Origin of the sequence: Oryzomicrobium sp., from assembly GCF_036820405.1 — a bacterium.
Lineage (GTDB): Bacteria > Pseudomonadota > Gammaproteobacteria > Burkholderiales > Rhodocyclaceae > Oryzomicrobium.
In genome coordinates this window covers 181,334-203,704 of the sequence record NZ_DAISLS010000003.1, presented here as the reverse complement: position 1 = coordinate 203,704, position 22,371 = coordinate 181,334, and the positions used below count along the sequence as shown (strand labels likewise).

Genomic DNA, 22,371 nt, shown 5'->3' with positions numbered 1-22,371 from the left:
TCGCGCAGCAGGTCGTGCAGGCGAAGGTCGTACTGGTATGCGGACGGGCGGCGGCCTACTTCTTCCACGGCGCCTTGTTCATGGCCCACACCGGGCTGTTGATGGCCATGTCCATGTCCCGGGCGAAGATGGCGAAGCCGTCGTAGCCGTGGTACGGACCGGAGTAGTCCCAGGAGTGCATCTGGCGGAAGGGAATGCCCATCTTCTGGAAGATGTACTTTTCCTTGACCCCGGAGCCCACCAGGTCGGGGCGGATCGTCTCGGCGAACTTCTCGAATTCGAAGCCGGTGACGTCGTCGTAGATCAGGGTGCCGTCCTTCACGTAATGGGTGGTGCGCTGGTAGTCATCGCCGTGGGCGAACTCATAGCCGGCCCCCACCACTTCCATGCCCAGGTCCTCGTAGGCCCCGACCACATGGCGCGGACGCAGGCCGCCGACGTAGAGCATCACCGTCTTTTTGTCGAGGCGCGGCTTGTACTTGGCGATCACCGCATCGACCATGGGCTGGTACTTGGCGATCACCTTTTCGGCGTTCTCCTTGATCTTGTCGTCGAAGTGGGAAGCGATTTCCCGCAGCGACGCGGCGATCTTGGAGGGACCGAAGAAGTTGTATTCCACCCAGGGAATGCCGTACTTCTCTTCCATGTGCCGGCTGATGTAGTTCATCGAGCGGTAGCAGTGGAGCAGGTTGAGCTTGACCTTGGGGGTCTTCTCCATCTCCTTCAGGGTGCCGTCGCCGGACCACTGGGCCACCACGCGCAGGCCCATCTCCTCGAGCAGGATGCGCGACGACCAGGCGTCGCCGCCGATGTTGTAGTCGCCGATGATGGCCACGTCGTAAGGGCCGGCCGCGTGCTGGGCGTCGGCCTTGTCCAGCACCCAGTCGCGCACCTGGTCGTTGGCGATGTGGTGGCCGAGGGACTGGGACACGCCGCGAAAGCCTTCGCAGCGCACCGGCACGATGGTCTTGCCAGCTTCATTGCCCTTCTTCTTGGCCACCGCCTCGATGTCGTCGCCGATCAGGCCGATCGGGCATTCGGACTGGATCGAGATGCCGTTGGCGAGGGGGAACAGCTGGTTGATCTCGTCGATCACCTTCTCCAGCTTCTTGTCGCCGCCGAAGACGATGTCCTTCTCCTGGAAGTCGGAGGTGACCTGCAGCACGACGAAGTTGTCCACGCCGATGGTGCCGCTGGCGTAGTTGCGCCGGGTGCCCCAGGAATACTGGCCGCAGCCCACCGGGCCGTGGGAGATGTGCACCATGTCCTTGATCGGGCCCCACACCACGCCTTTCGAGCCGGCGTAGGCGCAGCCGCGGATGGTCATGACGCCGGGCAGGGACTTGATGTTGGACTTCACGCCGCAGTCGGGCTTGCCCTCTTCATACACGTTGAGGTGCTTGGCGCGCTTCTTGGCCGCCTTTTCCGGATAGGCTTCCAGCACCTCGTTGATCAACGCCTTGTTGCGCGTCTTGTCGTCGAGAACCGCACTCATGGGTTTCTCCTAAGAATGGTTTTAAGGTTCGGGGGGCGCCCCGTGGGGGCGCGACCGCCCGTCAGGCGGTGACCTTGGCCTTGCCGACGATGGATTCGTCTTCCTTCTGCATGATCCCGAACTCGAGCAGCAGGTCTTCCAGCTCGTCCATGGAAATGGGGGTGGGGATCACGCCGTTGCCGGCGTTGGCGTGGACCTTCTGGGCCAGGGTGCGGTACTCGGCGGCCTGCTTGGACTCGGGGTCGTACTCCAGCACGGTCATGCGGCGCAGCTCGGCGTGCTGCACCACGTTGTCCCGGGGTACGAAGTGGATCAGCTTGGTGCCGAGCTTCTTGGCCAGGGCGTCGGCCAGTTCGTATTCCTTGTCGGTCTTGCGCTCGTTGCAGATCAGGCCGCCCAGGCGCACGCCGCCGGCGTTGGCGTACTTGAGGATGCCCTTGGAGATGTTGTTGGCGGCGTACATGGCCATCATCTCGCCGGACATGACGATGTAGATTTCCTGGGCCTTGTTTTCGCGGATCGGCATGGCGAAGCCGCCGCACACCACGTCGCCCAGCACGTCGTAGGAGACGTAGTCCACGCCGTCGTAGGCGCCGTTTTCTTCGAGGAAGTTGATGGCGGTGATGACGCCGCGGCCGGCGCAGCCGACGCCGGGCTCGGGGCCGCCGGATTCGACGCAACGGATGTCCCGGTAACCCACCTTGAGCACATCCTCAAGTTCAAGATCCTCGACGGAACCGGCGTCGGCGGCCAGGGACAGCACCGTGTCCTGGGCCTTGGCGTGCAGGATCAGGCGGGTCGAGTCGGCCTTGGGGTCGCAGCCGACGATTAGAATCTTCTGGCCCATTTCGGCCAGGGCCGCCAGGGTGTTCTGGGAGGTGGTGGACTTGCCGATGCCGCCTTTGCCGTAGAAAGCAATCTGACGCAGAGACATGATGATTTCCTCAGGGTGGTTGATGACGAATTGGCCCGGAATTCCCGGTTCACCCACCTTTCCGCAAGCCCTGTGCCAGTTGCGCCGATAGCGTACAACCCGCTGTTTTTACGTGGGTTTGTCCATTTCGATGGAGGCGCCTCCACCGTGTCTGGAAGTCGACAACGGCGTTCCGCCTGTCGACTTTCCCTCCAAGTGCGGCACCGGCCGTCGTGGCCGGAATGGCCGCAACGCCAGGCGTGGCGCGGGCCTGGGGAGGAAGGGCGGGAGGCGGCGGCCAGGGGAACGGTTCTTGCTGCCGCCGCCGTCATGGCCGCTCCCGACTCTTATCGCCACGCCACCAACCTGGTGGGCCTGCCCACCGGCCTGCTTGCCAGCCCGGACTACAACGACCACCCCCTGCGGCTGTCCATCCACGGCACGCGCGAAACCAATGCCGCCCTGTTCCGCATGCTCGGCGACGCTGCCGGGCTGGCGGACGCTCAGGCCGCCTTCCGTGCCTACATGAACGCCGTGTTCGATCTGGATGCGCCCAACCCGCCGGACCGCCTGGGCAGGAAGCGCCACCGCTCCAGCTACCTCAAGGTGCTGCACGGCTGGGGCTTCGACGCCAACGGCCCGGCCGGGGCCGTGCTCAAGGGCTGGGTGGAAAGCCGCTTCGGCCTGGCGCCGCTTTTCCACAAGGCGCCCCTGGGGCCCTACCCGTCTCCGGCGTGGATGACCTACGTGGAAGAGAAGATGGCTGCCCGCTACCACACCAACGCCATCGCCCAGCAGTTCGACCTGCTCTACGAATATGGCCAGTGGCTGTTCTGGGGCGACTGGCACGGTACTGCGGGGACGGCCCGAACCGCCCGCGGCGGTCTGCCCGGCTGGCCCTATCCGCCCTGCCGCCACCTGACCCTGTACCGGGGCGTCAACGACTTCTCCGAGCACCAGGTGGTGTGCTGGCTCGGCAAGCGCGAGGCCATCGCCCGGCACAACAACCTGGTCAGCTTCACCGACAGCCGGGAAACCGCCGACACCTTCGGCGACACCCTGCTCGAAGTGGCGGTGCCGATTTCCAAGATCCTCTTCTGCAACGCCCTGCTCGACGGCCCGGTGCTGCGTGGCGAGGGCGAATACCTGGCGATCGGCGGCGATTTCCGGGTGCGCCTGGCCTATCTGTAGCGCGGACAGGGCGATGAGCGACACCTCTCCTCTCCCCGACCTGGCTGCCCGGGTGCGGGGCGCCTACCTGGGGTTCGCCGTGGGGGACGCCCTGGGGGCCAGCGTCGAATTCCTCACCGCCGGCGAAATCCGCGCCCGCTACGGCGAGCTGCGCGACCTGGTGGGGGGCGGCTGGCTCAAGCTCAAACCCGGCCAGGTCACCGACGACACCCAGATGAGCCTGGCCCTGGGGGAAGCCATCCTGGCCGCCCGGGCCGCCGGCGAGGACTGGAGCCTGCCCCGGGTGGCCGAGCACTTCGCGGCCTGGCTCAAGACCCGGCCCATCGACGTGGGCAACACCTGTCGCCGCGGCATCGTCCGCTATATGCAGCAGGGCTCCCTGGAAGCGACGCCCCACGAGGGGGACGGGGGCAATGGCGCGGCCATGCGCAACCTGCCGGTGGTGCTGGCCACCCTGTCCGACCCGGACGACGGGCCGGGCAGCCGCTTTGCCCGCTACACCCTGGCCCAGTGCCGCTTCACCCACCACCACCCCTATTCGGATGCCGCCGCCCTGGCCCTCGGCCGCATGGCCCGCCGGCTCCTTGCCGGTCAGGGCCAGGACGCTGCCCGGCGGGTGGCCGACGACCTGGCCGCCGAGCGGCGCACCTTCCGTTTCGACCCCTACCCCCGGCGCGCCAGCGGCTACGTGGTGGACACCTGGCAGACCGTCTGCCACGCCTTCTTCTCCACCGCCGACTTCGAATCCTGCGTGGTGCTGGCGGTGAACCAGGGCGGCGACGCCGATACCAACGGCGCCCTGGCCGCCATGCTGGCCGGAGCCTGCTACGGCGAAGACGCCATCCCGCCGCGCTGGCTGCGCCGGCTCGACCGGGAGGCGCGTCAGGCGGCGGCGGACCAGGCGGAACGGCTGGCCGGGCTGGACCGGCCCGGGCACGTCCCGCCGTCGGCGCGGTCATAGGTCCAGGGAACGCGGCCCGCCGGGCCGGCGGTGGCGCCATGGGACATGAACGGGAGCAGCGAGAGTGGCCGACGATCTGCAAAAGGACGCCCTGAGCCTGGTCCATTCGGTGGTGATGGGGGTGGCCGGCACCGCGCCCACCTTCAGCATCTCGGCGACCATGGCCACCCTGATCGGCGCCGTCGGCGTGCTCGCCCCCGCCAGCCTGCTCTACTGCGGGCTGATCATGTTCGGCATCACCTTCGCCTACATGCACCTCAACCGGCTGGAGGCCAACGCCGGGGCCTCCTACGCCTGGGTCAGCCGCATCTTCAACCGCACCCTGGGCTTCTTCGCCGGCTGGACCCTGCTGGTGGCCTCCACCCTGTTCATGGTCTCGGCCACCATCCCGGCGGGCAACGCCACCCTGCTGCTGCTCTGCCCCAGCCTGGTCAACGACCAGCTGGCGGTGACCCTGGTGTCCATGGGCTGGCTGGTGGCGGTGAGCCTGGTGCTGATCCGGGGCATCGCCCTCACCGGGGCGGTGCAGGCAGTGATGACCGCCATCGAGCTGGCCATCCTGCTGGTGCTCACCGTGGCCGCCGCCCTGCGCTTCGGGCCGGCGGCGGCCCACCGGCTGTCCTGGGGGCAGTTGGCGCCGAGTGCCTTCACCCCAGCCGCCTTCGCCAGCGGCGCCATCATCGCCCTGTATTTCTTCTGGGGATGGGACGTGGCGGTGAACCTCAACGAGGAGACCCGGGATTCGGCCCGGCTGCCCGGGTTGGGGGCGGCCCTGGCCATGGTCATCATCACCTCGGCCTTCACCGCCTTCGCCGCCGTGGCGCTGCTCGCCCTGGGGGACGACGAGATCCGCAACGCCAGCACCAACGTCATCTTCGCCGTGGCCGACCGGCTCTTTCCCCGGCCCTGGAGCTATCTGGCGGTGCTGGCCCTGATGCTGTCCACCATCGGCACCCTGGAAACCTCGATCCTCCAGTTCACCCGCACCATGTTCGCCAAGTCCCGGGACGGCGCCCTGCACCGGCGCTGGGCCCGGCTCCACGCCGACTGGCGCAGCCCCTACTGGGCCACCTTATTGATCGCCGGCCTGGGCTGCCTGCTGTTGCTCCTGTCCTTGCTCTTCCACGGGGTCGGCGAGGTGCTCAAGGCCTCGATCAATGCCATCGGCGTGCAGGTGGCCTACTACTACGGGCTGGCCGGCTTCGCCTGCGCCTGGCATTTCCGCCACCGGGCACGCCAGTCCCTGGCCGACCTGGTGCTGATGGTGGCCTGGCCGGCCCTGAGCGCCGTCGCCCTGTGGGCGTCGGCGGTGGTGGCGGTGAGCCAGTTTGACCTGCCCACCGCCCTGATCGCCGTGGGCGGCGTGCTGCTCGGCGCGGTGCCCCTGGGGGCCAACCGCCAGGCCCGGGAGCGGGTTGCCGCGACCCCGCCCATGGCGGGGCGGCCTAGCGACGGCGGGTAGCCGGACCGGGGCTCCGGAGCGCGTTTGACGACGGGTGGATAGGTGGCCAGCCCGGGCCGTGGTAAGGTTGCCCGCTTCATTCCATTTCCATGGTGTAGCCATGTTTTTGGCGATGCCCGGGCAGTCCGCCCGCCCCGACCACGCATCCTCTTCCGTCCTGCCCCGCCGCGCCCTGGGGGCGGCCGGCCTTGCCGCAGCACTGCTGCTGGCGGCCGGTCCCCTGCGCGCCGAGCCGGACGCTCCGCCGGCCCCGTCCGCCCAGAGCCCCCAATCGGCCGCGGCGGACGCCTCACCCGCCACGCTCCCCGCCAAGTCCGCCTGGAGCGGCACCGCGGGCCTGGGGCCCATGGTCTTTCCCAAATACACCGGCGGCAACGGCATGCGCACCTGGCTGGTGCCCCTGGTGTCTGCCCAGTACGGCGACGTGGGGTACATCGAGCCCCTGCGCGCCGGGGTCTACCTGTGGGGCAGCGACGACCGCAAGATGGCCCTGGGGCTGGCGGTGGAGCCGCGCTTCGGCTTCCAGGCCCGGGACGGCGCCCGGCTGACCGGCATGGCGACGCGGCGCAACAGCCTGGAAGGCGGTCCGGCCTTCGACTGGGACCTGGGGCCGGTGGCCATCGACGTCTCGGTGTTCACCGACCTCACCAATTCCAGCCAGGGCGGTTCCGGGCGGGTCTACCTCTACCGGGATTTCGCCAAGGACGGCCCTTTCCGGCTGAGCGGCTACGTCGGCGCCGACCGCCTGGGCGCCCGCACCGCCAACTACTTCTTCGGCGTGAACCCGGACGAGGCCACGGCGGCCCGGCCGGCCTACCGGGCCGGAGCCAGCACCAGCGCCACCGCCGGGCTGGATGGCGGCTATAAGCTCAACGCGGAATATTCCCTGGTCTTCGGCATCCAGTCGGCGCGCCTCGGCGGCAGCCTCGCCCGCAGCCCCATCGTCGCCACCCGCCAGGCCAACTTGGGCTGGGTCGGCCTGGCCTGGAACCTCTGATCCGGCAGCGCGGGCAAGATAGGGGACGGCGGTCCAGCGTCCGGCGCCCGCCGTGCCCCCACCGGCATAACGGCGCCGCCTCTCTTGCCCCCTGAACGCTCCCGTTCCGGGGCGCCCGGCGCACCAAGAACAACATGAATACCGACGTTCTGCTCTTCGCCCTCGGCTCCGCCGCGCTGGCCTGGCTGTCGCGCAAGCCCCTGCGCGCACCGGGCAGCCACGGCTTCTACCGCTTCTTCGTCTGGGAAGGCATCCTCTTCCTGCTCGTGCTCAACCGGGAAACCTGGGGCAGCGGCTCCGTCGCCCCGCATGCGCTGGCCTCCTGGGTGCTGATGCTGTCCAGCATCCTCATGGTGTCCCTGGGCCTGCTCACCCTGCGCTTCAAGGGGGCCGTCGATGCCCAGCGCGACGAGGGCGGGGCCGGGCTGTACGAGTTCGAAAAGACCACCACCCTGGTGACCACGGGCGTCTTCGGCTACATCCGCCACCCCATGTACACCTCCCTGCTGCTGCTGACCTGGGGCGTGTTCTTCCAGCTGCCGAGCCTGACGGGCCTGGTCGCCGGCCTGGTCACCACCTGCCTGCTGGTGCCCACCGTCCGGGCCGACGAGCGGGAGTGCGCCGCCTATTTCGGCGAGTCGGCCTACGACGACTACCGGCGGCGCACCAAGATGTTCATCCCCTTCGTGTTCTGAGCCCCCGCTACATCGGGGCGTCGGCCCAAGCGCCACGACTGGCACGGGGTTGCGGGGGATGGGGAATGAAGCCGGCAATGCGGCGCGGAGAAACGCGCGGGCCGGCGGATGGACCGGCCCCAGCGCCGCCCGGCCCTACGGCCGGGGCATGCGCCGCAGCGGCTGGCTCGGGTCGGCCAGGCTGCGGGCGCGCAATTGGCCGCAGCCGCCGTCGATGTCCTGGCCGGCGGAATCGCGCAGCTTGGTCAGCACGCCCCGCGCGTGCAGCTCCCGGGCCAGGGCCTCGGCCCGGGCCCAGTCCGGGCGCTTGAAGCCCAGCTCGCTCACCGTGTTGTAGGGGATCATGTTCATGATCGCGTACTTGCCCTTGAGCAGCCGGACGATGCCGTCCATTTCCGCCGGGCTGTCGTTGACCCCCTCGATCAGGGTCCACTGGTACTGGATCGGGTAGCCGGTGGCCCGGGCGTAGTCCTCGCCCAGTTCCACCAGCTCGTCCGGGGTGAGGCGCGGCGCCCGGGGAAGCAGTTCGGCGCGCAGGTCGGCCCGGCTGGTGTGCAGCGACAAGGCCAGGGCCGGCTTGACCGCCTGGCGCGGCAGGCGCTCGAACACCCGGGGATCGCCGACGGTGGAAAACACCAGGTTCTTGTGGCCGATGTCGCCCACGGTGCCGAGCAGGTCGATGGCCTCCAGCACGTTGTCCAGGTTGTGGGCCGGCTCGCCCATGCCCATGAACACCACCTTCTTCACCCGCCGCCGGGCCCGGGCCAGCACCACCTGGGCGACGATTTCGGCGCTGCCCACCTGGCGCAGCAGCCCTTCCCGGCCGGTCATGCAGAACACGCAGCCCACCGCGCAGCCCACCTGGGTGGACACGCACAGCCCGTCCCGGGGCAGCAGCACGCTTTCCACCGTCTGGCCGTCGGCCAGGGCCACCAACAGGCGGGCCGAGCCGTCGCCGCCCGGATGCTCGGCGCGCACCGCGGCCAGGGCGTCTAGATCGGCTTGCAAAGCCGGCAGGTCGTCGCGCACCCCCAGGGGCAAAAAATCCTCGGCGCGGCGGCGCCGGGCGCCACTGTCCAGGGGCGCCGCCTGCAACCAGGAACGCAGCACCCGATCCTCGTGGCAGGGCTTGGCGCCCAGGGCGCGCAGGCGCTGGCGCAGGTCGTCGATGCGTAGCGGAGTGGAGGCGGGGGTGGTGGGGCTGGACACGGCGAAAGGGCGGACGGGGCGTAAAGGGACGTGAAAGCGGTGCGCAAGCAGCGGAGCGGGCCCCAGGCCCGGGGTTGGGCGACAGCCGGGGCGGCGCGAAAAACGGCGCACCTTAGCACCAAATCCGCCGCCGCGCCCGCCCCGCCGGGCACCAGCCCAAAGTCCGCTACTGGCGCGGACTTTGACGGGGTCCCTCGCAAACGCCGCGCCCCGCCTTGCGCTGCGCGATGGGCCTCTGGAAGTCCGCGCCCCGCCTGGGGTTTGGGGATGCCCGCCAAACCGGCCCCGTGCAGAGGGCTGGGGCGGCGGCGGGCTATGCGTTATGGTTATGGACTTCGCCACCCCATTCCCCCACCGCCATGACCACCGGCACCCCCGACCAGCAGCACGTCTTCGAACAACTGGGCAAGATGACCCGGGACCTGCACGAGACCTTGCAGGTGCTCGGCCGCGAGCACCAGTTCCAGGCCCTCGAACGCACCGCCGACGCCATCCCCGACGCCCGGGAACGGCTCAACTACGTCCTCTCCATGACCGAGCAGGCCGTCTCCCGGGTGCTCAACGCCGTGGACGCCGCCACCCCCGGCCAGGACCACTTACAGCAGGACGCCCGGCAACTGCTCGCCGACTGGGACCGGGTGGCCGACAAGCGCCGCGACAGCGCCGACTACCAGGCCACCCTGGCCCGCACCCGGGCCTACCTGGCCCAGGCCGACGACACCGCCGCCGCCACCAAGGCCCAGCTCAGCGAAATCATGCTCGCCCAGGAATTCCAGGACCTCACCGGTCAGGTCATCAAGAAGATCGTGGACCTGGCCCAGGACATGGAAACCCAACTCCTCACCCTGCTCGCCCGCACCGCCCCGACCGGCGCCGTGCCCGCCAAGAAAACTGAAGACACTGGCTTGCTCAACGGCCCGGCGATGGACTCGGATAAAGTGCAGAAGCAGGCGTTTGGGTCACAGGCGGAAGTGGATGGGTTTTTGGAGAGTTTGGGGTTTTAGAAAGAAAAGGGCTGCTCGGGAAGAGCAGCCCTGTTGCTTTTTATCGTCTTTGGCGTGCCAGAGAAGATGCAACTTGGCACTGGATAGAAACCATTGCCTTCACATGAACCCGCGGTCCACCTCTTTCCATATATCTGCAGCCGCCCCTTCTACATCCAAATATGACTTGGGGAGCAGCGGCGTACGAGCGACAGCATTATCTTTTTTCCACTCGACTGTATCGCCTTGTTTATTTTTTCGCTTTAATTTTGAACCGCTGCCTAACGACATAGAGAAAAGATCTAAAAATCTTCGTGCACCAACGCCTGTAAACGGCTCAAACGTGACCCTGCTTTGTTCTGGTTTGTTGTCTAAACTAGTTTTGAGTGAAATTGCATCAAAATGCAGGTCAAGCGCCCGACTTTTCGGATATGGCTCGACATAAACAACTCGCGTAATGCCAGCATCGATAATATGCTTGGCGCAGTTATGACAAGGAAAAGTCGTGCAATATAAGGTTGTGCCAACTGTCGATATTCCAATACGCGAACAAGACAGAATTGCTTCCATTTCAGCGTGGACCACCCGACCAAACTCTGTTAGATCGGATATTTTACTCTGACCAAGAACCTTTTCTAATTCCGCCAGCTTATCCTCGTTTGCAAGGGACTCTTCAATCAACGCGCTGGCAATTTCATTGATCATATCTTGTTGAGCAGCCTTGTTTGAGTCCTTTTCACGGGTGTAATCTTTCCCGTCATTTACATCAAGGACTTCGCCGGTCTCCGGGTTGACTTCCGCCCAATACTGTCCACCGCCATATTTCGGGGTGTCGTTCGCTCCGGTCGCGATTATTTGCTGGTTACGCGAAATAACAGCGCCGACTTGCCTGGAAAGATCGCTAGACCTGATCGATGAATTGAACGCCATAAACATGGCAAATTCGTCAAAGGTTGGGTTTTTGAATGGATTTGAAAAAAGAATATCTAAAAATCGTTGAAGAGTGTTCTTTACTTGGTCGTCGTTTTTTCCGAGGCTGATAAAGAAATCCGACAGGTGGAATGTATCCCTTGTCTTCTGACCGTGCTCGACTCTCTCGTCTTCGTCAATACGGATTAACTCATTCGCTTCAGTCTGGTTTAATGATTTGTCGTTTGTAAGGTAGTCGAGCCTGCGCTTTTCGTCCGCGTGAATACCAAACAAATAGAATCCTTCACCGTACACCCTGCGCAAAAATTCCACCTCATCAGGATGCTTTAATGAATTAATAATATAAGCGGTTTTCTTAGGATCGCCATCACGGCGTTCCTTAATTTTGTGAGCGGCACCTGCAGCGAGAATAGCATTATTCTCCGTTTCCTTCCGTAACAGGTCACCTTGATTCATGTAGTGCTTAATTCGCTCGTACTCTTTTATATCTTTCAGTGGTTCATTCAATAGACTAGAGACACGAATTTCTTCTACAGCATATCCAAAACCCTTGAGGCGATCTTGCAGTGGGTCGAGCACGCGCTTGTATTCGGTTCCAACGGCATTCACTATGCCTATAACCAGTTCAGTCTCCCTGAAGTTTCCGCTAAGAAAAAGTTTCTCTACTCCCTTAGCTATTTCCGGACTCCGTTTGGCTTCTACTTCCTTTTCCTCTAGCGTAGACAACTCAGCTGCTGGCGAATTTTCGCAATATTCCTCAGGGTAGAGTAGGTGCGGGACTCTTGCCTTTAGCAGACCCAATCCAGGGTCTTTTCCTTGTAGGTTCAACGTTCCCGTAGTTTCGAACCAATTTAGCACCCCGCCATTAAGACGGAGAACCTTCTTGTTCGTTTGATCTTCGTTCCAATCGTTCCCAAGAGACGAAAGCTTCGTTTTCAAATCTTCAAATGAACCTGTGAATTTTAAATTCATGTACCCCTCCCTATCCTATAGATGCGCTTATCTTTCCATTCCCCCGTCCAAGTAACACGGGGGGCTATGAATAAAATTCTAAGGGCATAAGACTACCTTTCTTCTTCAATCGTTAGCAATGACGTCGTTTTACTTAATTGCTGCATGCTGACATCCTTGGGTGTCTTTTGTATCGTGCAGCATCACTTGCCGAACGCTCCAACCACTCATGTCCCCTCTCTTCCTCGACTCCCTCACCCCCGCCCAGCGTTTCACCACCCCCGGCGTCACACTGACCGAAGCCGAGATCATCGACTTCGCCTGGCGCTACGATCCCCAGCCCTTCCACCTGGACGTGAACGCCGCCGCCGAGTCGCCCTATGGCGGGTTGATTGCCAGCGGCTTTCAGACCCTGGCGCTGTGCTTCCGGCTGTTCATCCAGTCCGGGGTGTTCGCCGAATCGAGCATCGGCTCGCCGGGCATCGACGAGCTGCGCTGGCTGGCGCCGGTGCGGCCGGGGGATACGCTCCATGGCGAGATCGAGGTGCTGGAGGTCAAGCCGTCGTCGTCCAAGCCGGATCGGGGTATCGCCCGCCTCAAGTACGTGGCGGTGAACCAGCGCGGCGAAGCGGTGCTGACCTTCATCGTCATGCACCTGTTGAAGCGCCGGACCAACGGTCAGGACTGAGTGCCGTGGCAGTGATGGCGATGGCGGCAATGCGGGACAGGGTGAAAGGGGCCCGGGCATGAATCCCGACGACCTGAACAAGCTGGTGACGGTGGCGATGCCCTTCGGCAAGCACAAGGGCACCCTGATCGCCGACCTGCCGGGCAACTACCTGAACTGGTTCGCCCGGGAGGGCTTTCCCAAGACCGAGATCGGCCGCCTGCTGGCGTTGATGCAGGAGATGGACCACAACGGCCTCAAGCCCCTGCTCGATCCCCTGCGCCGGGCGGTGCGCAAGTAGGGCGAGAAGGCCCGCGCGCGGCCGGTGGCTGGCGCGCCGGGGTGGGGGCTCGGGCGGGAGAGTGGGGGCGGAGAAGGGGCTGGAGCAGGGGCTGGAGCAGGGGCCAGGGCCCGAAAACGGCAGCCGCTTACCGGACCCGCCGGGCGGGGGGCGGGTTATGCCTCGGTCGGCGCCGAGGCCGGGTCCGCTGCCCGGGCCGGGGCTTCCAGGGTGCGGGCGCACACCCGGTCGCGGCCGGCGGCCTTGGCCTGGTAGAGCAGGGCGTCGGCGGCGCGCAGCACGTCCTTGATCTCGGCCGGGCAGCCCGGCGGCACGGCGACCAAGCCGATGCTGACGGTGACCCGGGGGCCGGCGGAAGAACCTTCGTGCGGCAGGGCGAGGCCCGCCAGTTCGGCGCGGATGCGTTCGGCCACGCGCTGGGCGCCGGCCTCGTCGGTGCCGGGCAGGATGCAGGCGAATTCTTCTCCGCCGTAGCGGGCGGCCAGGTCGCAGTCCCGTTCCAGGGCGCGCTGGATGGACCGGGCCACCTGGCGCAGGCAGTCGTCCCCGGCGATGTGGCCGTAGGTGTCGTTGTAGGCCTTGAAGTGGTCCACGTCGATGAGCAGCAGGGCGAAGTCGTCCTCGGCGCGCTGGCGCTGGGCCCAAGCATCGGCCAGGGCCTCGTCGAAGCGGTGCCGGTTGGCCAGCTCGGTGAGGCCGTCGGTGTTGGCCAGCAGCCGGTCGCGCAGGTCGATGAAGGTGACCACGGTGCCGATGAATTCGCCCTTCTTGCGCTGGGGGTGGGCCCAGTATTCGACCGGGAAGCCGCGCCCGTCGAGCTGGCGGAAGACGTCCCGGTGGATGCCCTGGTCCGTGGGCGGCGCCTCGGCCAGCATGGGGCAGCTCGCCGGGCGGCAGGGGTGGTCGCCGCCCTGGCCGTGGATGATGGCGTGGATGTCGCGCCCCACCAGGTCCTGCTCGCCCTTGGCGCCGAGCATGCGCAGCGCCGCCGGGTTGCAGAAGGTGCAGCGGCCCTGGGGGTCGATGCCGACGATGCCCGAGGCGGTGTAGTCGAGCAGCAGGCGGATCTTGGCGTCCGCCTCGGCCCGGGACCGCCAGGTGCGCACGATGACGGTGCCGGCGATGCCGCTCATGAAGGTGAAGCCCAGGGCCACGGCAAGCAGCGAGGCGGCCTTCTGGCGCCATTCTTCCAGGTAGTCGTCGCTGGCCAGCCCCACCAGGGTGATGAGGGGAAAGCCGTCGAGCTTGCGGTACGAGAACATGCGGTGGATGTGGTCGTTGCCGGCGTTGGCCTCGTAGGTGCCGTGGTCGGGGTTGGCGGCGATGGTGGCGCGGAAGGTGTCCGAGACGGTGGTCTCGCCGATCTTGCCGGTAGGCCGGAAGCGGGCCAGCAGGTCGAAATTGCGGCTGGCGTCGCCGCGCAGCACCACCGCGCCCTGGTCGCCGATATCCATGGCCTGGAACTTGGCGATGAACCAGTCGAGGGTGACGCTGGCCACCACCAGCCCGTCAAAGGCGTTGTCGCGGCCGGGAATGCGCGCCACCAGATGCATCACCGGCTTTTCCACCATCCAGCCGATCAGGGGTTCCGAAATCTGGAAGGTCAGGGACGGATCGGCGGCGAAGCGCTGGAAATAGGCCCGGTCGGCCGCCGAGCGCGTGGTGGCGGGGTGGTCGCTGCTGAAGATGACGGTCCCGCTGCGGTCGATCACGATCAGGTTGGCCAGCATGGGCAACTGGCCGCGCACCAGGTGCAGAAAATCCGGCACCGTCGCGTTTGCCGCGCCGCCCGTCCGTCGTTCCCGGGCCACCTCGGCGGCGCAGGCGGCCAGGCCGAGCTTGATGCGCGCCAGTTCGGCGGTGACGTTCTCGGCCAGCAGGGCGTTGAGGCTGCGCGACCGGGCGGCGGCCTTTTCCTTGATCTCCCGGTAGCTGCCGTGGGCGACGATGCCGAGCACGGCATAGACGAACAGGTTGGCGAGCAGCAGAAAGACCAGCAGGTTGAGGTTGGGCCGGGCAGTCGACCGCCAGGCGGCGTCGGCGGGGGAGGAAGGGCGTTTCCGAAACATGGTCGCGTGCTCGTGGCGTGATCGTGTTCTGCCGCCGGGGAGGGCCCGTGGTGCTGCAACGTCGGCCAAGGTTTCCACTATGCCCGGTTTGGCCGCGATGCTGGGTGAAAAACGTGTGAAAAACTGCGCAGAAAGTGGCTGAGAAAGTGGCTGAGCTAGGGCGGCCGGGACCGGCTGTCAGCAACCGCTGGTCAGCGGCGCCCAAAAGTCGCCATTGCTGTAGACCACGCCGCAACTGTCGGAATGCTTCACGCCGTTGTCGGCAACGTAAAGGGTACAGGCGGTGGAGCCGCTGCCGCCCTCAGTCCAGTAATAGGCGCCCTGGGACAGATTGACCGCCTGCCAGATGCCCTGGGGCGAGCAGGAGGGGGTGATGCCCACCACCTCGATCTGGAGACCGTTGCCGATGTCGATGTTGCGGGTCACGCCGTCGGCGCTGAACCCAGAGGCGATGGCCTTGGCGCTGACCAGGTTGATCGCGCCGCGCATGGCGGCCTGGCCGGCGATGAGCGAGGCGCGCCGGGCATCGCTGGATAGGTCGATGAAGCGGGGCAGGGCGCTGGCGGCGAGCACGCCGAGGATGACGACGACGACGATGAGTTCGACCAGGGTGAAACCGGCAGCGCGGGAGGGCATGGAAGGTGGATCGGGAAACGGGCGCCGCGCAGTATAGCGGTAGGGCGACTGGCCGGGATGCGGCGCGGCGCCGTACACCGGGCAAAAGTCTCGACCGGTGCGATGGCGTTCAATCTGGGGGCGCCAAGGCCGCCACCAAGGTGGCGGCTGCGTCGGCCAGGGGCCGGTCTATCACCGCGATGCCTTGCTCGGCGATGAAGCGGACCTCGTTGCGGGTCAGGCGGTCCGCCGGCAGCACGGCGTAGTGGGGGCCGGCGGAGCGTTTCATCACTTGGCGGGCGTAGTTGCGCGCAAGCTGGTCGGCAAAACGGCAGCCGAGGAAGAGAAAGCCCCGCCCGGCGCGGCGCTCCTGCACGTCCGGGGGGATCGGGGTCTGGATGTCGATCTCGGTGAGCACTTCGACGAAATCCGAGTCGGAGATGATGAAGTTGGCCGCCGGGGCGATGCTGCCGAGCGGCTTGTAGAGCAGTGGCCCTCGGGAGGCGGCGTCCTGCCTCGTTCCCGAAGGGCCATAGGCAAGGAACCAGGATTCGCGCACTTCGGCGCGGCTCACGCCCTGAATCTGGCTCCAGTCGCGGCTTTCCGGACGGATGCCCGGCGCGGCCCCGGTCCGCTCGGCCAGGAGCCGGGCATAGGCGTCGTCGTAGTTGGCGTCCACCACAAGGGGCAGGTCCAGGGCCGCCAATGCCCGGTACAGGGAGGGGGGGGCGGCGGAAACCGCGTAGGCCTCGCGCATCAGGGCGGTGAGGGTCTTGCGGTGGCGAAAGTTCTCGATGTACTGAGCCGTGGCCGTGGGGTTCCTGCGCACCCGGGCGGGTACCGCGACCCGCTTGGCGAGGAACTCGGCGAGAGCCTGGGGGGCCACCGGCAGGGCGGCGTTGGCCGGCTCCAGCAGCAGGGCTTCCGGCCCCAGATAGGGGATCAGGCGATGGCCGCGCAACCCGGCCGCTGCGGCGTCGAGCAGGGCCGCCGGGCACGCCGACGGCCTAGTGCCGGCGGTGGGGGCTGGAGCATTCATGGCTGGTCGTCCGTCATGCGTCGGCGCTGTCGAGGCGCCGGGCCTCGATGGTGATGGGCAGGGGCGTGTCGGCGGCCAGGGCCGGCAGTTCCAGCCGCCAGCCGTTTCCCAGGGTGATGGCGCCGCCCCACAGGGTGGCATGGTCGCTGGCTACCACGTCTTGCTCCAGGTCCTTCTTCGGTACGTACACCGACAGATTGCCGTTCTTGTCGCGACGCAGGGTGATCTTCATTTGCGATGCCTCGGTGATGTCGAGCGATTCGAGTTCGCGGCCCTTCATGCCGACCAGGCAGCCCCGGTCGACGAAGTCCACACCGTAGATGTAGAACTGCTGCAGGAAGGTGCCGATGGAGGCGACGTAACCCACGTCGCCCTTCTTTACCAGCACCTCGCCGATCTCCCGGCCGGGGAAGGTGCCGTCGTTGCGCACGTTCCGGCGTGCCCGCACCTTCTCGCCGTAGGTGTAGGCGGGAGGGCCGTCGAGTTCGACGATGTCGCTGTCGCGGGCGCCCATGGCGGCGGCCTCAACCTTTGCCGCCCAGGTCCGGCGGGCGCGCCATGAAGGCGATCGACGCCAGCCCGGAGCCGGAACTGCATCCTCCCGCCCCGGCGCCGCCGCAGCCGCAGACGTGGCGGGCGGCAGGGCTCAGGTACTTGAGGCCGCCGTCGGTGGCCGTCTCGCCGAAGTCGATGGTGTAGCCCTGCAACAGCGCGCAGGTTTCCGGGGTGAGGAAGAGGGTGGCGCCGTGCTGCTGCACCACGGTGTCGCCGGGGCTGGGGGCGTCCTCGATGCTGAACCGGGTGTCGAAACCGGAGCAGCCGCCGGGTTGGACCGCCAGGCGGAAGCCGGCGGCGGGGCCGCCCTGGCCGAAGCGGATCATGCGCCGCATGTAGGCGGCGGCTTTTTCGGTGAGGGTGACGCACATGGCGGAGTCCTCGTGTCGGGGTGGGGGAAGGGAGGCAGGGGGCCGGATCAGGCGGCGTAGCGCGGCACGCTCTTGTCCACGGCGATGCTGTCGGCGGGGCAGGCGGCCAGGCACTGGGGATCGTCGAAGTGGCCGACGCATTCGGTGCACTTGTCGGTGACGATGGCATAGACGCTGTTCTTCTCGACGATGGCGTCGTTGGGGCATTCCGGCTCGCAGGCAGCGCAGGCGGTGCAGGCGGAGGCGATGATCTTGTAGGCCATGGTGGGCTCCTTGAATGTGGGATGGGAAAAAGGGGCGGACCCGGGGCCGGTCAGGCCACCCGGGCCGTCCCGGATGGACGGGTGGCGGCGAGGCGGGCCTGGAACCAGGCCAGGGCCGAAGCTTCGATGTATTCGTGGGCGTAGTCCTGCACCGGCTCGATCCCTGCCTCTTTCAGTTCCTTCATCGGGCAGTGGCCGATCCTGGCCACCAGCACGGCGGCGCAATCCTTGAGGGCGTCGAGGATGGAGGGCATGGCCGCATCGATCTCGTAGCCGCCGGCGCAGTAGTGCTCCACCTTGCGATGGCCGACGAACTTGGCGCCGGCGGCGGAGACTTCGTAGACCTGGAATTCGCTGGTGTGGCCGAAGTGCTGGTTGATGCGGCCGCCACCCTTGGTGGCCACGGCCACCAGGGCCTTTTCGTGGGCACCGGCCAGGCCGGCCTTCTGCTCGGCTTCGGCGGCGCGCTGGTCGGCCCGCTCCTTCTCGACGAAGTCCCGGTAAGCCTGGCGGGCGGTGGGGTCGTAGGTGGCGGCAATGTCGCCCAGCTTGTCGCTGGTGAATTCCTGGCTGCGGTCCTCCCCCAGCATGCCCACGGCGTCGGCCCGGCACTGGCGGCAGTGGCGCATCAGCTTCATGTCGCCCTCGCACTCGTCTTGCAGGGCCTTCAGTTCGGCGGCGCTGGGGCCGCGCTGGCCGGTGAGGCCGAAATGGGTGCCGTGGGCCGGGTCGGAAATGAGGGGCATGATGTTGTGCAGGAAAGCGCCCTTGGCCTTCACCACCCGGTTCACTTCCTTCAGGTGCCGGTCGTTGATGCCCGGGATCAGTACCGAATTCACCTTCACCAGGATGCCGGCCTGGGTGAGCATCTCCAGGCCCAGCATCTGCCGCTCGTGCAGGATCTTCGCGGCTTCCAGGCCGTGCCAGCGCTTGTGGTTGTGGAAGATCCAGGGATAGATGTGCTGGCCCACCTCCGGGTCCACCATGTTGATGGTGATGGTGACGTGGTCCACGTTGAACTTCTTGATGGTCTCCACGTGGTCCGGCAGGGCCAGGCCGTTGGTGGACAGGCAGAGCTTGATGTCCGGAGCCGTCTGCTGGATCAGCTCGAAGGTCTTGAAGGTCTTGGCCGGGTTGGCCAGGGCGTCGCCGGGACCGGCGATGCCGACCACGGAAAGCTGGGGGATCTCGGCCGCCACCGCCAGCACTTTCTTGCCCGCCATTTCCGGCGTCAGCTTCTCGCTCACCACGCCGGGGCGGGATTCGTTGGCGCAGTCGTACTTGCGGTTGCAGTAGTTGCACTGGATGTTGCAGGCCGGGGCCACGGCCACGTGCATGCGGGCGAAGTGGTGGTGGGCCTCGCTGCTGTAGCAGGGGTGGTCCTTCACCTTCTCCCAGATATGGGCGGGCAGGTCGGCCGGGCCGTCGCTGGAACCGCAGCTGCCCGAACTACAGCCGCCCGGTGCCGTGGCCGCCCCCGGGGCAGCCGCGTGGATGGCGATGACCTTGCGCAGCGTTCCAGGGGGCGGGGGGCTGGGGTGGGCGGGGGCGGACATGGCGGGCTCCGGAAGAGTGGGGTCGTGAGCCGTTTTGCAATGGCCGTGCCAAGCCTGGGAGGATCAAGAAAATTCCGATTAATCATGGGGATGGCGAAGCCGTGGCGCCACCGCCGGGCTGTCGGGTCCGTGACAGGCATGTCTCGAATGCGACAGGGCGACGTCGCTGTCCGAGGCGCTGGGGCGTTCCGGTAGTCGGTGGGCAGAAGGCTGTTTTGCAAGGATTTTCGCCGGAGGCCGGCGTTGGGTGTCGTGATGGCACGGTTGTCGCTGAAGGGGTGGCGGCACGTTTCTCTTCACCCTTCAGGAGTCCTTCATGTCCGACCTCACCGTCATCGCCCGCCTGGGCGAAAAATTGCTCTCCCCGACCTTTTCCGGCGCCACGCAAAAGGCCGGCCGCTACGGTTTTCGCGGCGACTTGGGCCTCAGGTTTCCGCCCTCGGTGGCCGGCGAGGCCCGCCCGCCGGAAATCAAGGCCGACCAGGTGATCTTGGCCGGCGAAGGCGGTGCGGCCAGCTTCTTCGCCGGCCACGTCGATTCCCTCGCCCACCTGGAGTTGATCGTCGACGCCTTCGGCCCGGCCTTGGTGCCCAAGGGCAAGTATTTCGTCTTCGCCGGCAACGTGGACTTCGCCAAGCGCTACAAGGTGGAGGCGGGCGGTGTGCCCTTCTACGTGCTGCCCCTGGATGAAGCCACCGTGTGGAACGAGCTGCTCGATCTGTTCTACCTGGACCGGAGCGACATGAAGCGCCTCTCCAGCGAGGCCAAGGTCGATTCCCTGGTGGCTGCGGCCGAGGCTTTCACCGGCGCCGGATTTCCCGAGACGCCCTACGCCACCGCCGTCGCCGAGATGGGACCGGTCAAGGTGCCGGACAACCGGCCGGTCTGAGCCCACCGCGTTTTTGTTTTCTGCCCTGCCAGCGGAGGGGGCCATGGCCCACCTGATTTTTACGAGAAGCCCGGTTGCGGTGGCAATGCTCGGCAGCGGGCGGCCTTGGCCGCCGCAGGCCATACCCTGGAGGTGCGCGATCTGCTCGCCGCGTCCTGGACGCCGGCCTCCCCGGCCCCCTTTCTTCCTGGCTTGCCGGTGACGGCCTGGTTCAACCCGGCTGCGCCGTAGGCCGCGTCTACAGCCGCTTCACCGGGATGCGGTGCTTCTTCAAGGCGTAGCCGATCTGGCGCGGGGTGAGGTTGAGCAGGCGGGCCGCCTTGGCCTGGACCCAGCCGCATTTTTCCATGGCCGCCACCAGTTGTTCCCGTTCGGGTATGCCGGCAATGCCACCGTCGCCGGCCGGGGGGAATTCCCCGTCGTCGCGGTCGTCGCCGTTCTTGGGCGCGGCGGGGTGATGGCGTGGCGGCATGGCAATGGGAAAGGTCGGTGGCGCCGATGGTTGCCCGGCGGAATGGGGAGGCGCCACGAAGGAGCCGCCCGGAGTGCAGCGGTTCTGCTCGGCGTTGAGCAGCATCGACGAAAAGCACTGGCCCTTGAAGCAGCGCAGGTCGTCGGCGCGGATGTGATCGCTCCGGGTCATGGTGGCGGCCCGCTCGATGCAGTTCTGCAGTTCGCGCACGTTGCCCGGCCAGTTGCAGTGCAGCAGCAAATCCATGGCCTCGGCCTCAAGGGCCACGGCCCGGTCGTTGTCCTTGTTGAAGCGGGCGAGGAAGTGCTCCACCAGTAGCGGGATGTCGTCCTTGCGTTCGCGCAGGGCCGGCAGGAACAGGGTCACCACGTTGAGGCGGAAGTACAGGTCGGCGCGAAATTCGCCCTTTTGTACCATTTCCTCCAGGTTGCGGTTGGTGGCGGCCACCAGGCGGAAATCGGCCTTTAGGGTCTTGTTGCCGCCCACCCGCTCGAACTCGTGCTCTTGCAGCACCCGCAGCAGCTTGGCCTGGAAGGTGGGCGTGATGTCGCCGATCTCGTCGAGGAACAGGGTGCCGCCCTCGGCCAACTCGAAGCGCCCCTTGCGCTCGCTGGTGGCGCCGGTGAAGGCGCCCTTCTCGTGGCCGAACAGTTCGGATTCAAGCAGGGTTTCCGGCAGGGCGGCGCAGTTCACCTTGACGAAGGGGCTCTTGGCCCGGGGCGACAGGTAGTGGATGGCGTGGGCGATGGCCTCCTTGCCGGTGCCCGATTCGCCTCTCAGCAGCACTGTGGCGTGGCCCGGTGCGGCCTGGTGCACGTCGGCCAGCACCTCCTGCATGCGCTTCGACATGCCCACCACGTTGTCCACGCGGTAGCGGCCCTTCAACTGGGTCTTGAGCCGGCGCGTTTCCTGGCGGTGGGCTTCCCGCTCCTCGGCGATCTTGCGGTGCAACCGCCAGGACTGGCCGAGCAGGTTGGCCACCAGGGTGAGGATGCGCACGTCGCGTTCGTAGCGCACCGGCCGGTTGTCTTCCGGCGGCCGGTCCACCGACAGCAGGCCGATGGCCCTGCGCCCGTCGCGGATGGGCACCGCCAGCAGGGCGACCCCGTCGCGGCCTTGCCGGTCCTGGCCGACGAACAGGGGTTCCCGGGCGATGTCGGGCACCACCACCGGCGAGTTGCTCTTGAGCACCTGGCCGAACAGGCCCTGGTCGGCGTCCAGCACCGCGGGCGAGCCGGCGAATACGGCACCGGTGGCGCCGAAGACGTGCAGGCGACCGTCGCCCTGGACCAGGGCGATCAGGCCGTGGCGCATGCCCAGGTGGGCGGTGAGCACTGCCAGCAGTTGGCGGGCCCCGGTGTGGAAATCGAGGGGGGCGGTGAGGATCTTGCTGATCTCGTAGATGGTGACCAGCTCCCGGTCCGCCACCCGCTCCCGGGCTGCGTCCCCTGATGCGGGCAGGGTGTTGTCGATCGACATGGTTCAACCTCCCTGGGCGGGAGCCGTCCGCCGGACGCGGGGGCGTTGTCGGCTTTGCGACGGTTCCGGGTGTTAGTTCCATGTTGCTACGCACAAAACATGCCGTGATGCCGGAGTGCCCGTGAGCAGGGGCCGAGGGGGGCGATGGGGCATATCCCCCGCACCATCAAGGTGTGTCGGGTTTGCGACACGGGCTTACGGGGCACCGTAGCGGGGCGTTTGGAAAATGCTGCACTGAAACAAAGGCTTGCCTGGAATGGCGGGCGCTGGCATGGAAGCTGCGTTGAGCCCCCTGTCCGATGAATCGC

Annotated in this window: 21 protein-coding genes; 9 read left to right on the top strand and 12 right to left on the bottom strand. The window is 66.6% G+C overall.

The genetic code is table 11. The features are described 5' to 3' along the window. Positions 1-55: 55 nt before the first annotated feature. Both nifD and nifH read right to left on the bottom strand, forming a co-directional pair. Entirely contained in the window at positions 56-1,495 is a 1,440-nt protein-coding gene (gene nifD / locus V7Z98_RS04015; RefSeq protein ID WP_334157078.1) for a nitrogenase molybdenum-iron protein alpha chain, read from the bottom strand. Positions 1,496-1,556: 61 nt separating this feature from the next. Continuing rightward, positions 1,557-2,429, bottom strand: coding sequence for a nitrogenase iron protein (gene nifH, locus V7Z98_RS04010; protein ID WP_334157077.1), 873 nt, complete (start codon positions 2,427-2,429; stop codon positions 1,557-1,559). A gap of 309 nt (positions 2,430-2,738) precedes the next feature. Here nifH and V7Z98_RS04005 point away from each other — a divergent pair, with 309 nt between their 5' ends. From V7Z98_RS04005 to V7Z98_RS03985, 5 genes are all read left to right on the top strand, one after another. Further along, positions 2,739-3,599: an NAD(+)--dinitrogen-reductase ADP-D-ribosyltransferase gene (locus V7Z98_RS04005; protein WP_334157076.1), complete on the top strand. Its 861-nt coding sequence runs from the start codon at positions 2,739-2,741 to the stop codon at positions 3,597-3,599. A 13-nt stretch (positions 3,600-3,612) separates the two neighbouring features. Beyond that, on the top strand, positions 3,613-4,560 hold the full coding sequence (gene draG, locus V7Z98_RS04000; protein ID WP_334157075.1) for an ADP-ribosyl-[dinitrogen reductase] hydrolase: 948 nt from the start codon (positions 3,613-3,615) through the stop codon (positions 4,558-4,560). A gap of 64 nt (positions 4,561-4,624) precedes the next feature. Next, positions 4,625-6,022: an APC family permease gene (locus V7Z98_RS03995; RefSeq protein ID WP_334157074.1), complete on the top strand. Its 1,398-nt coding sequence runs from the start codon at positions 4,625-4,627 to the stop codon at positions 6,020-6,022. A gap of 100 nt (positions 6,023-6,122) precedes the next feature. Beyond that, a complete protein-coding gene (locus tag V7Z98_RS03990) occupies positions 6,123-7,019 on the top strand; it encodes a MipA/OmpV family protein (protein ID WP_293263344.1) in 897 nt (298 codons plus the stop codon). Positions 7,020-7,153: 134 nt separating this feature from the next. Then, positions 7,154-7,714, top strand: a complete 561-nt coding sequence (locus V7Z98_RS03985) for a methyltransferase family protein (RefSeq protein WP_293263342.1) — start codon at positions 7,154-7,156, stop codon at positions 7,712-7,714. A gap of 135 nt (positions 7,715-7,849) precedes the next feature. On the opposite strand, the gene V7Z98_RS03980 is transcribed toward V7Z98_RS03985, so the two are convergent. Beyond that, the gene (locus V7Z98_RS03980; protein ID WP_334157073.1) at positions 7,850-8,923 is read right to left on the bottom strand and encodes an RNA methyltransferase; all 1,074 of its coding nucleotides are present in this window, start codon (positions 8,921-8,923) and stop codon (positions 7,850-7,852) included. Positions 8,924-9,282: 359 nt separating this feature from the next. On the opposite strand from V7Z98_RS03980, the gene V7Z98_RS03975 reads away from it, so the two are divergent. Next, a complete protein-coding gene (locus V7Z98_RS03975; RefSeq protein ID WP_334157072.1) occupies positions 9,283-9,927 on the top strand; it encodes a protein phosphatase CheZ in 645 nt (214 codons plus the stop codon). A gap of 99 nt (positions 9,928-10,026) precedes the next feature. Here V7Z98_RS03975 and V7Z98_RS03970 read toward each other — a convergent pair whose 3' ends face one another. Next, positions 10,027-11,808 carry an anti-phage dCTP deaminase gene (locus V7Z98_RS03970; protein WP_334157071.1) on the bottom strand — a complete coding sequence of 594 codons (1,782 nt, stop codon included), beginning with the start codon at positions 11,806-11,808 and terminating at the stop codon, positions 10,027-10,029. Between the two features lie 208 nt (positions 11,809-12,016). Between V7Z98_RS03970 and V7Z98_RS03965 the strand changes: the two genes are divergently transcribed. Together V7Z98_RS03965 and V7Z98_RS03960 are read left to right on the top strand one after the other, a co-directional pair. Then, positions 12,017-12,475 (top strand): MaoC family dehydratase, encoded by a 459-nt coding sequence (locus tag V7Z98_RS03965; RefSeq protein ID WP_334157070.1) that lies wholly within the window; start codon positions 12,017-12,019, stop codon positions 12,473-12,475. A 58-nt stretch (positions 12,476-12,533) separates the two neighbouring features. Further along, positions 12,534-12,755 (top strand): DUF3820 family protein, encoded by a 222-nt coding sequence (locus V7Z98_RS03960; RefSeq protein WP_293263334.1) that lies wholly within the window; start codon positions 12,534-12,536, stop codon positions 12,753-12,755. A gap of 155 nt (positions 12,756-12,910) precedes the next feature. Here V7Z98_RS03960 and V7Z98_RS03955 read toward each other — a convergent pair whose 3' ends face one another. The 7 genes from V7Z98_RS03955 to nifB form a co-directional block, all read right to left on the bottom strand. Beyond that, positions 12,911-14,824 carry a diguanylate cyclase domain-containing protein gene (locus V7Z98_RS03955; RefSeq protein ID WP_334157069.1) on the bottom strand — a complete coding sequence of 638 codons (1,914 nt, stop codon included), beginning with the start codon at positions 14,822-14,824 and terminating at the stop codon, positions 12,911-12,913. A 177-nt stretch (positions 14,825-15,001) separates the two neighbouring features. Next, positions 15,002-15,460 carry a prepilin-type N-terminal cleavage/methylation domain-containing protein gene (locus tag V7Z98_RS03950; protein ID WP_293263330.1) on the bottom strand — a complete coding sequence of 153 codons (459 nt, stop codon included), beginning with the start codon at positions 15,458-15,460 and terminating at the stop codon, positions 15,002-15,004. Between the two features lie 109 nt (positions 15,461-15,569). Next, on the bottom strand, positions 15,570-16,478 hold the full coding sequence (locus V7Z98_RS03945) for an SIR2 family NAD-dependent protein deacylase (RefSeq protein ID WP_334157068.1): 909 nt from the start codon (positions 16,476-16,478) through the stop codon (positions 15,570-15,572). 13 nt (positions 16,479-16,491) lie between these two features. Beyond that, entirely contained in the window at positions 16,492-16,992 is a 501-nt protein-coding gene (nifT, locus tag V7Z98_RS03940; protein ID WP_293263326.1) for a putative nitrogen fixation protein NifT, read from the bottom strand. 10 nt (positions 16,993-17,002) lie between these two features. After that, a complete protein-coding gene (locus V7Z98_RS03935) occupies positions 17,003-17,404 on the bottom strand; it encodes a HesB/IscA family protein (protein WP_293263324.1) in 402 nt (133 codons plus the stop codon). Positions 17,405-17,451: 47 nt separating this feature from the next. Beyond that, positions 17,452-17,667 (bottom strand): 4Fe-4S dicluster domain-containing protein, encoded by a 216-nt coding sequence (locus V7Z98_RS03930; RefSeq protein WP_293263322.1) that lies wholly within the window; start codon positions 17,665-17,667, stop codon positions 17,452-17,454. A 50-nt stretch (positions 17,668-17,717) separates the two neighbouring features. Beyond that, positions 17,718-19,223 carry a nitrogenase cofactor biosynthesis protein NifB gene (nifB, locus tag V7Z98_RS03925; protein ID WP_334157067.1) on the bottom strand — a complete coding sequence of 502 codons (1,506 nt, stop codon included), beginning with the start codon at positions 19,221-19,223 and terminating at the stop codon, positions 17,718-17,720. 316 nt (positions 19,224-19,539) lie between these two features. Here nifB and V7Z98_RS03920 point away from each other — a divergent pair, with 316 nt between their 5' ends. Further along, entirely contained in the window at positions 19,540-20,112 is a 573-nt protein-coding gene (locus tag V7Z98_RS03920) for a hypothetical protein (protein ID WP_334157066.1), read from the top strand. A 238-nt stretch (positions 20,113-20,350) separates the two neighbouring features. Here the strand turns inward: V7Z98_RS03920 and nifA are convergent, their stop codons facing one another. Further along, entirely contained in the window at positions 20,351-22,063 is a 1,713-nt protein-coding gene (nifA, locus tag V7Z98_RS03915) for a nif-specific transcriptional activator NifA (RefSeq protein ID WP_334157065.1), read from the bottom strand. Positions 22,064-22,371 lie beyond the last annotated feature (308 nt).